Source organism: Bifidobacterium apri (assembly GCF_009299485.1).
In the GTDB taxonomy this organism is placed as follows: domain Bacteria; phylum Actinomycetota; class Actinomycetes; order Actinomycetales; family Bifidobacteriaceae; genus Bifidobacterium; species Bifidobacterium apri.
On the sequence record NZ_WBSO01000013.1, the window covers coordinates 78,685 to 85,714 of the forward strand.

Consider the following 7,030-nt stretch of genomic DNA (forward strand, 5'->3'; position numbering starts at 1 on the left):
GAGCCGAAAACCGCGGTTCCTGGACTCAGTCCACGCCCGAGTACGCCACCACTCCCCTGTTGATCATCAACTGGGCGGCATGCGCCCGCGTGGACAATGGGCCCTCGTATTCGGGAACACCGGGAAGCGCGGACGCTATCTGCTGCAACATATCGGCAAGCCGTTTCATGTTACGCACAAAATCGCCTCCGGTAAGATCCACATCGTGAAGGATGACAGCCAAGGGCTCGCCTTCCGCCCACGCATACACGACATCGACGATCCCGAAATCGACATCCGGCAATCGCTCAAGACCATAATCCTCACGCAACGCATTGATACGCATGCTCATCGCCCGCAATTGCGAGCACACGTGAGCGACAGGGCCAGTGGACCCACCAGGATACCGACGAGGCTCTCCACCCTCGGTCCTGCGCGACTCATACACAAGCCCCGACAACGCGGCGGCAAGCTGCTGCGGCGTCAAGGTGTCAAGCAGCCCGGTGCGAATCGCCTGAGCGAGGACGAGATCTTGTTCGCTATACAACTGGCGCAACAAACGCCCGCCGGCGGTCAAATCAATGTCGGTTCCTTGATCTGACTGATGCCGTTCGAGATACCCGAGTTCGACGAGAATGTCACAGATGCGGTCGAACTGTCTGGCAACCGATCCCGTCCGTGAGTCATATCGCCGCTGTACACGGTCGAGTTCACGACGTTCCCTCATCCACCGGTGCCCCCATCTGAGATGCTCCTGCAGATCAGGGCATGCGGCGCACGGGTGATGCTGTTGTTCCCATTTTACTTCGGCGATTTGCCTGTCCAAATCACGGAACGCATGACTCCGCGCTTCTTGGGAGATGAACGAGCGATGCTTGAGTTCGCGTCTTCCGTTTTTCTGCAGATCGCTGAGCTTCATACGCAGCAGCATAAATTGGGTGAAATCTCCCCGATCGCAGTACGCCGCCTGTTCATACCCTTCCAAGGCATGTTCGAGCGTGTGTATTTGGGATTCGAGCTGCCATGCCGACTCATTCGCCTCCCATTGCGCGAATGACTGGTCGAGCGTCTTGCGCGCCGTCTCATAGCTGCTGGAGTACAGGAGATTCACAGCCATGTTGAAGGTCGGTTTGAAGCTTGAATGCAGCGGGTATACGCGCTTGCTGGACAAGGCGGCAGCGGTCGCCGGGATGAACCCCCTATGATCGACAATCACCGCATGGCCGATCGTATCGATGCCACGACGACCAGCACGCCCAGTAAGTTGTGTGAACTCGCCGGGCGTCAACATCACATGTCCTGTGCCGTCATACTTCTCGAGTTTTTCGACGATGACGCTTCGTGCCGGCATATTGATACCAAGCGCGAGGGTCTCCGTGGCGAACACCACTTTGACGAGCCCCTCTTCGAACAATCGTTCGACTATCTGTCTGAACAAGGCGATCATGCCCGCATGATGTGAGGCGAACCCCTCCTCCAGCGCGAAGCGGAAGCGCGAGAATCGCAATGCCTTGAGATCATCCCGACTCATCTGACCTTCGACCATTTCATCGACGATTTCACGGATGCGCATCGCCTCATCATCGGTCGTAAGTTCAAGGCCGGCGTTGATGCACTGTTCGACTGCCTGGTCACAGCCGTTGCGCGAAAAAATGAAATAAATCCCCGGAAGCATACCGAGATAATTCAACTCGTCAATCACCGCGGCACGCCGTGGAGTGAACCGTTCGACGTCATACGGCGAACGTCCGGCGCCTGCGCCAGTATGCCGGCCGTGATGCCTGCCCCGCGAAGGACGCTTTCGCGCCGCTTGATGATCCAGCTGATCGATGCGTCTAGACAGCTGCGGATTCAGCCGAGTGGTGGCTTCTCCGTCGCCGTCACGCCGATACAGATCAATCAGTTCGGGTTCCGTGTGCTCGTTGGCTTGCACCATCACATGCTGTTCAAGAGGCACCGGCCGATGCTCGGAGACGACAAGCTGAGTGGAGCCGCGCACGGAGGAAATCCATGCAGAGAAATCCTCGACATTCGACACCGTTGCGGACAATCCGACGATGCGAACCGATTTCGGCAGGTGGATGATGACTTCCTCCCACACCGGTCCACGGAAACGGTCAGCAAGATAATGGACCTCGTCAAGAATCACGTATTGCAGCGCAAGCACGGTGTTCGAATGCTCATACAGCATATTCCGCAACACCTCGGTGGTCATCACCACAATATCCGCCTCTGCGTTGATGGACGTATCCCCTGTCAGCAGCCCAACACGATCCGGCCCGTATATCGCAGACAAGTCATGATACTTCTGGTTGCTCAACGCTTTGATCGGCGTGGTATAGAACGCCTTCACATGATGCTCGTGCGCCAAATACATGGCGAAATCGGCAACAACCGTCTTGCCCGCCCCGGTAGGCGCAGCAACGAGAACGTTGTCCCCCGATTCCAAAGCTTCACATGCTTGAATCTGGAAAGAATCAAGATCGAACGGCAAGGACGACGCAAACCGGGCGACGGCAGATTTCCTGTACTGCTGCCCCTGCCTGAACCGTTGGTAACGCGCCGATGGGGAATCCTCCATACCCCTGCCGCTGCGACCGGTATCTGATTCACGTCCACGCGCAGCGTGATGCGAATGTCGAGACATGCCTTCTCTCCCCCATGTCAACACTAATCAAATGATGCGCTATTCGTTGAACGCACTCCAACGGCGCCAAATGGCCTCATGCCGTACCCGCTTGCGTGCTTCACGCTTCATCACCTGAGCGTGCGCAGCACTGTACCGGTCGATGGAATGTTGGAGCGGAACCGTGAACGACGCCTGTTCTGGTTGCGATTCATCAGCAGATTCGTCCACCTCGGCAAACCGTCTGCCCACGGCATCCCCAAGCGAGGAAATCATATGCAACGCAGCCAAACCGCGCCGTACCGCATACCACACGCCCACACCCGTCGACACCAGCAATGCCAAGACAAGCACAACCCAAACAACCCACCATTGCATGGAAACCTCCTGTCAACCGGATACGGACAGCTTCCCAGCCTATCAGTCAGCGTCGTCTTCGCGTTTGTCCACGCTCAATTCACGCTCCGCACGGGCCTTAATCATCGAACGCAAGGTCTCCGGAGCGACCGCGGTGATATGACGCGCATGAGCGATGCAGAACGCAACGAACCAGGAGTCGGAAGAGACAATCAACCTGACCTTCTGACCGCTGCCACAAGGCTCTACCGTAGCCCCCGGAAGCCGCTTGGTGAACGGCAAATCAGGCTGATCGGTGATAAACACGGTCTGGGTGCCGTTATCAAAGCTCCACTTGCGCAATTCACTCACCGGCACATCCGGGATGTCGAGCTTTTTGGTCGGTTTGACGAGTTCGGCATGCTCAATGCGAGCCAAACGCAGTACCTGCCACACTCTTGGCAGACCGTTCGCCTTGTTGATCGTGACATCCTTCTGGACGAACTTCGATTCATCGTGAGGAGCGGCGGAAGCGACGTCCGTCCACACAGCGACGTAATACACGCCCTCATCCACGAAAATCTTCGCAGGTGCCACAAGCTTACGGCGGGTCCTGCCCGCACCGTCCGTGTATTCCATGTCAAGCAGGGAATCCGTGGAAATCGCACGCTTCACTACAGTGAATGCACGCGGCTCAAGCTCATATCCCGTCAGGCTCAGCCATGGAGTCTGCCCCGGCTTGACATGCTGACGCAACCGCGAGTACAGCGACTGCGCCTGATCACGCTGCTGATCGGGAAGCAGAGACGAATGGGCCAGATAACTCACCGATGCCGTCAGCATGCTCAGATACTGCTGCGAAATGCCGGCAAGACGCTCCAAGCCAAGGGAATTCGTTGCAGACACAATCCCCTCGCTGTCCAATAGCGGCCAATCGATATCAAAGAACTGGCTTCCTGCCATCTCACCGTCATCGGACACCGTGGTCAGCGTATTGATGTCCTTATGGATGATATTGACGTATTTGTTCAATTCATCATCAGACTTGGGTTTGCCGATGAAACGCTCCGCCAATTCCGCCAGCGAGAACTCCTCGCCAAGATGCGCCGAAAGGAAGAGCATAAGCCTCAACCTGCGATCGACCTCACTGCCCGTCTGGAACGACGGACCGATCTTCTTCTGACGAGCCTTGATGCTTTCCGGGTCGCCCGGCTCATGCACCTGCCGGCTGATCGAAGGGGCGTTGACTTCCAAGCTCTCGGAATTCTGAGCGGAATCGGCAAGTTCGAACTTCGTAGCCGCGGTCAATCTGCGGTTGAACGCATCGACAGCCTCTTGCGGACTGACGATATATGCGCCGGGATGCTCAAGCACGTACATGGCCAAATCATCAGAATCCGTATAGGCGACGTTGATACGCTCGCCATCGACATCCACAGTCGCGGCGAAGCGTCGGGAATCGATGACCTTCACCAAGGATTCAGGCAAAGTCTGGGTTCCCAGCCCCGGAGCGATGGAATCCAAGCCGAGACCAGGAACCGGTGTCTGAGGGACACGCGGCGCGGTACGCGATGTGTGCTGGACCGGCTGATCGGATGCGCTGGATGAAATAGACATGGAACGCGCAAGGTAATTCGCCGCGGCAAGTACAGGAAGATCATCCGCCTCAAAATGCAACCGGACACGCGGTTCGTCTCCGAGTTGCAAGCGATATGAAGCGAAATCCTGACCTTCGGATTTTGACGAATACTCAGGCTGCCGCGATTCGATGGCGATGCCCATGGCGGCGAGTTTGGCGCGGTCACGCTGGAACTGTTTGGCGAAAGCCGCTTTCGCCGCCTGATCAGCCAGTTCTCCATACGAGTCCGCATACGCCTTCACGCGTTGCGCGATCTGGCGCGAAGTGAGCCATTGGGGGAAGGCTGATGACAATACGGCTAACACATCAAGCTCGTGCTTGCCCCATTTGTCGGAAAAACGCCGTCTCCCGTTGCTACCCTCTGCCATTAGTCCTCACGTATCGTTACAGTTTTCGAGTATCTGTGCTGGAAAGCACCTTTCCTCTATATTAGAGGTTTTTTGTGTTCCTGTGGGTCATTTCTCGAAAAAAGAGATAATTCTTGCCTGCGGTATAATCATCCGAGCCATTCGTCAGGCTCAATGCCCTGCGGGCCTACGAATTCGCCGTTCGGCACATAACTGGGCCGACCTTGGTCGGGCAGCACCGCGTCGCCGAAGAACGACACATTCTGTCCGAAGGTCCAATCCCCTTGGATGCGAACCGAGTTCGCGGCCGCCAAAGAAGGCACACCATACGGGAAACGCTCGTTGAAGTCATCGATATTCTTGTAGTACCGCGGATCAAGTTCCACATTGGGGAAGATATAGTTGCCGTCTTCCATTTCGAACTGGTCCGTAAGGTGGAACCTATCCGACCGCATAATGAACAGATCGTCGGTGGTTTTCACTGGAAGGAAGCGCATACGGTCCACTTGAACGCAAATCGCGTCATCAAACAGGGAAATCGCCGCGCCCATCGCCGTCTCCAGCTGTACCACAGGCGTGCTTGCAGGATCGGTGGGGTCAACCGTCTTCTTGTTGATGATAACCGGCAGCGGCAACACCCCATCGTGGCTCGCGAGCAGGTCGCGCAGCGCATCAATGCGGATCCAGATGCTGTTCGTATTGAAGTACGGATGCCTGCTGATATCCTGCGCATGAATACGGTCGTCAGGATGAACTTGGCTCATCTCGCGCAACATCAGCCGGCCTGTCTCACGGCTGCGCACCAGATGACCGCCTTTGCGATCCGCCTCGGTTCGCACCGCGACCTCGGCCATGAACGGAGCACCGGTATTTTCGAAATATTGCGCCAGCGTACGCGACGGACGGGCACCGAGATTATCCGAATTCGAAATGAACAGATATCTCATGCCCTTATCCCACAACGTATCAAGCAATCCTGACTCCCATAGCGTGGAGAACAGATCGCCATGCCCGGGAGGGCACCACTCCAGCTCAGGACGTTGGGGATACCGGACTGGCTCGCCGGTGGCAATATCGATTTTGGGCTCCTGATGCTGCATGATTTCGACGGGGATGTCATCCTGGTGGAACCGTGGATTCGACTCAAGGACACGCAAGGTATCCGCCGACGTGCGGAAAGAATTCATGAAGGTCAGCGGCAATGACACACCCAGCCGCTCTCGTGCGGTCAGCACCTGACCGATGATGATATCCAGGAAGCGCATCTGCCGTGCCTTGTGCCGGCGTACAGGAAGCAGCGATTTGGCGCAGGACAGACCCATCGATGTCCCCAAGCCGCCGTTGAGCTTGATGAAGGCCGTTTTGCCGAACGCCTGCACGGCTTTCCCGTGGTCGATGGTCTGGTAGATATCATGGAAGCTGGGGACATCGAGCAACGGCTCGACATCGTGTTCACGGATCCATGTCGTTTCGGTGCCTTGCGCCCATACATCGTACAGATGACCGAACTGTGCGATGGACATCTCGCTCATGCCATGGTCCCGCATCACTTGCGCGCAATGCTCAGCATGTTCGTTTGCCGTCATGTCATAACCCTTTCTTCCATGACTGCTCATAAGTGTAGTCCCCATATCAACGGCGTCCGCGCATTGCCACCCGGATACAGGTGAAGGATTCGTGGATGAATCTGTTTCACGCATATATGCGCGTGCTGCAGACGAAACGCCGATCGTCAACTGCGCGATTATATCGTCATGTCATCGCTTTGGTCAAAAAAGCAATCCGCATGCCTCTTTCCAAAGCGATGACGATGGAATCGCCACTGACCAGACCGGCTGAACAGCTGCCCTGACGACATGCGACGCAGCCGGTCGTCAGGATACCGACAGACAACCTGTCCGGCATACAGCGCACGACAGTGCGGGCGGCACCGCTCTGTACGAAGCCTAGCATCCGGCACCTATCCGGCAGACAATCCCGTTTTCTAGTTTGGAGTGCAACACTGCCTCGTGTTGTGGGTTGTGGTTGATTGTACGGGGTACCCGGGGACGGGTGCGCCCTGGGCGGCGAGTCGTTCCATCTGCTCGTCCCACGCCTCCGCCG

Annotated in this window: 5 protein-coding genes; 1 reads left to right on the top strand and 4 read right to left on the bottom strand. The window is 56.7% G+C overall.

The window, feature by feature from the left end; translation table 11 throughout:
• Positions 1-25 precede the first annotated feature (25 nt).
• The 4 genes from DSM100238_RS07705 to DSM100238_RS07720 all read right to left on the bottom strand — a co-directional run bounded on the left by DSM100238_RS07705 (position 26) and on the right by DSM100238_RS07720 (position 6,513).
• Positions 26-2,626 carry a DEAD/DEAH box helicase gene (locus DSM100238_RS07705; protein WP_152356085.1) on the bottom strand — a complete coding sequence of 867 codons (2,601 nt, stop codon included), beginning with the start codon at positions 2,624-2,626 and terminating at the stop codon, positions 26-28.
• Positions 2,627-2,665: 39 nt separating this feature from the next.
• Complete coding sequence (locus tag DSM100238_RS07710) at positions 2,666-2,983, bottom strand: hypothetical protein (RefSeq protein ID WP_152356086.1); 318 nt, start codon at positions 2,981-2,983, stop codon at positions 2,666-2,668.
• A 42-nt stretch (positions 2,984-3,025) separates the two neighbouring features.
• On the bottom strand, positions 3,026-4,948 hold the full coding sequence (locus DSM100238_RS07715; RefSeq protein WP_152356087.1) for a helix-turn-helix transcriptional regulator: 1,923 nt from the start codon (positions 4,946-4,948) through the stop codon (positions 3,026-3,028).
• Positions 4,949-5,076: 128 nt separating this feature from the next.
• Positions 5,077-6,513 (bottom strand): UTP--glucose-1-phosphate uridylyltransferase, encoded by a 1,437-nt coding sequence (locus DSM100238_RS07720; protein WP_152356088.1) that lies wholly within the window; start codon positions 6,511-6,513, stop codon positions 5,077-5,079.
• 91 nt (positions 6,514-6,604) lie between these two features.
• Here DSM100238_RS07720 and DSM100238_RS09370 point away from each other — a divergent pair, with 91 nt between their 5' ends.
• Complete coding sequence (locus DSM100238_RS09370) at positions 6,605-6,766, top strand: hypothetical protein (RefSeq protein WP_167511105.1); 162 nt, start codon at positions 6,605-6,607, stop codon at positions 6,764-6,766.
• Positions 6,767-7,030 lie beyond the last annotated feature (264 nt).

Bases quoted from the DNA above. Each gene is read 5' to 3' on its own strand.
- DSM100238_RS07705 (WP_152356085.1), bottom strand. From the start codon at position 2,626: ATGTCTCGACATTCGCATCACGCTGCGCGTGGACGTGAATCAGATACC.
- DSM100238_RS07710 (WP_152356086.1), bottom strand. From the start codon at position 2,983: ATGCAATGGTGGGTTGTTTGGGTTGTGCTTGTCTTGGCATTGCTGGTG.
- DSM100238_RS07715 (WP_152356087.1), bottom strand. From the start codon at position 4,948: ATGGCAGAGGGTAGCAACGGGAGACGGCGTTTTTCCGACAAATGGGGC.
- DSM100238_RS07720 (WP_152356088.1), bottom strand. From the start codon at position 6,513: ATGACGGCAAACGAACATGCTGAGCATTGCGCGCAAGTGATGCGGGAC.